This is a genomic window from Streptomyces glaucescens, assembly GCF_002154375.1.
Lineage (GTDB): Bacteria > Actinomycetota > Actinomycetes > Streptomycetales > Streptomycetaceae > Streptomyces > Streptomyces glaucescens.
Map to the genome: position 1 here is coordinate 1 of NZ_MUND01000392.1, position 2,282 is coordinate 2,282.

Genomic DNA, 2,282 nt, shown 5'->3' on the forward strand with positions numbered 1-2,282 from the left:
GAGCAGGTCCGCCGGGGGAGCGGGGGCCGGGGCGGACGGCCAGTGCGGGCACAGGGAGACGATCCGGTCCAGGTCCGTCGGTTCCCGGTCGGCCAGGCTGCTGGGCAGGTCCGCCAGTTCGTCCAGCAGGTCCTCCGCGAGCAGGCGCAGATAGCGGGAGCACGGCTGCGGGGAGGCGCCGGCCCGGGCGGGGGCCTCGCAGCCGCCCGCCGCCTTCCAGCGCTTGGCGACCGCCGAGGGCTCGCGGCCGTCCTGGGCGGCCTGGCGGAGTTCGTGGCCGAGCAGGTCCTCGGGCTGGACCCAGGTCAGTCGGAGCATCCGGGGCCTCCCAGCGCGGCGAACGCCTCCTCGTGGGCGCGGCGGCGCCGTACGTCACGGGCGAAGATCTCCCGGGTCACCTCGGTGAGGACGCGGGCCGGTTCGTGCAGGTCGAGACGGCTGGCCTCGGCGACGGTCTTCGCCCACTCCTCCGGGACCGGCGAGCCCAGGGCGCCGGCCAGCGCGCCGGCCATGGTGGCGATGGAGTCGCAGTCGCGGCCGTAGTTGACCGAGCCGAGCACCGCGTGGCGGTAGTCGCCGCCCGCCACCAGCAGCATGCCCAGCGCGATCGGAAGCTCCTCGATCGCGTGCAGCCGGGAGGGGCGGCGGGCACCCAGGGACGGGCTGCGGTAGTCGGGGCCGACCGTGTCGTACGGGGCCACCGCCTCGCGCAGCGGGACCAGCGCCGACTCGAAGTCGGTGTGGCGGGCGGCCGTCTCGCAGACACGCTCGATCGCCGCGCGGGTGCCGTCCTTCGCCAGGGACAGACACGCGGTCACCACCGAGTCCGGGGTCGCGCCGGGGGCGCAGGCCGCGGCCACCGCCGCCGCGAACACCCCGGCCGCCTCCCGGCCGTACGACGACTGGTGGGCGCCCGCGACGTCCAGCGCCTCGGCGTAAGCGCCCGCCGGACGGGCCGCGTTGACCAGGCCGACGGGGGCCATGTACATCGCCGCGCCGCAGTTGACGATGTTGCCGACTCCCGCCTCGCGGGGGTCGACGTGGCCGTAGTGGATCCGCGCGACGAGCCACTTCTCGGCCAGGAAGACACGGTGCAACGGCAGTGCCTCGGCCTCCAGTTCGGGGATCCAGCGGGGGGTCGTCATCAGGTCCGGCACCAGGTGGTCGGCGATCGCGTACGCGTCCAGGTGGTCGCGGACCGTCGCGTACACCCGGACCAGCGCGTGGGTCATCAAGGTGTCGTCGGTGACGTGGCCGTCGCCCTTGTGGTACGGGGCGATGGGGCGGGCGGTGCGCCAGGCGTCGCCGTTCCAGGGGCCGACGACGCCGTGCACCCGGCCGCCGTGGCGTTCGAGGATCTGGTCGGGGGAGCAGCCCTCGACGGGGCCGCCGAGGGCGTCGCCGACGGCGGCGCCGACCAGTGCGCCGGTGATCCGTTCGGCCAGGGACTCCGCCCGGCTCTCGTCTCCTCGGCTTTCTTCTCTTTTGGGGGTCATGCCCCGAATCATCCTCCTGGCGGGGCCGGTTGCGCGGCTTCCAGGAGTCCGGCGAGTTCCACCAGGTCGGTGCCGGTGAGCCGGGGCAGCACACAGCCCGGCAGGAGGCGGCAGGCGTCCCGCCAGGACGCGGGGATCGCCGCGCCGCCGCCCAGCGCGCCCGTGAGGGCGCCCGCGAGGGCCGGGGCCGAGTCGGCGACCCGGGAGAGGCAGGCCGCTGCCGGGATCGCCTCCGCGACACGGCCGTCGGCGGCGACCGCGAGCGCGAGGGCCACCGGGACGGTCTCGGCGGCGGCGATGCCGTAGCTGTAGACGTGGTCGACGATCTGGTGCTCCAGGAGCGGGATCAGGGCGAAGGCGCTGTCCGCGTCCGCCGCCAGGCGCAGGGCGTGGCGGGCGTTGCGGCCGATCTCCGTCTCCTCCGGCAGTTCGGCGAGCGCGGCCCTCGCACAGGCCGTGGGGCCGGCGCCGGACAGCGCGAGCGCCACCGCGGCGGCCATCGCGCGGGCGCCGTGCACCCCGTCGCCGTCCTGCGTGTAGCGGGCGTCGAACTCGGCGAGGGCGGCGGCGCCTGCCGGGTCGCCGGGATGGGCCACCGCGAGGACGCAGGCACGGACACAGGCCGCGTCGTCGAAGTAGTGCGGATTGTCGTGGCCGGTGGCGGGCGGGCGCAGGCCCGCGGCCAGGTTGCCGAGGCCCGCGCGCACCGAGATGCGGGCGCGCAGGGGGAGTACGGCGGACTCCACCTCGGGGGCGCGCTCGGCCGCCGCGGCGACCTCGCTCGCG

Annotated in this window: 2 protein-coding genes and 1 pseudogene; all 3 read right to left on the bottom strand. The window is 76.2% G+C overall.

What is annotated here, in order from left to right:
- Positions 1-318 (bottom strand): annotated as a pseudogene (locus CCN42_RS24645) (ADP-ribosylglycohydrolase family protein); the annotation flags it as partial.
- Positions 306-1,496: an ADP-ribosylglycohydrolase family protein gene (locus CCN42_RS24650; RefSeq protein WP_086168567.1), complete on the bottom strand. Its 1,191-nt coding sequence runs from the start codon at positions 1,494-1,496 to the stop codon at positions 306-308. The gene CCN42_RS24650 and the pseudogene CCN42_RS24645, both read right to left, overlap by 13 nt.
- A gap of 8 nt (positions 1,497-1,504) precedes the next feature.
- A partial coding sequence (locus CCN42_RS24655; protein ID WP_211294788.1) for an ADP-ribosylglycohydrolase family protein occupies positions 1,505-2,282 on the bottom strand: 778 nt, incomplete at its 5' end.

Coding starts and splice junctions, on each gene's coding strand:
- CCN42_RS24650 (WP_086168567.1), bottom strand. CDS start 1,496: ATGACCCCCAAAAGAGAAGAAAGCCGAGGAGACGAGAGCCGGGCGGAG.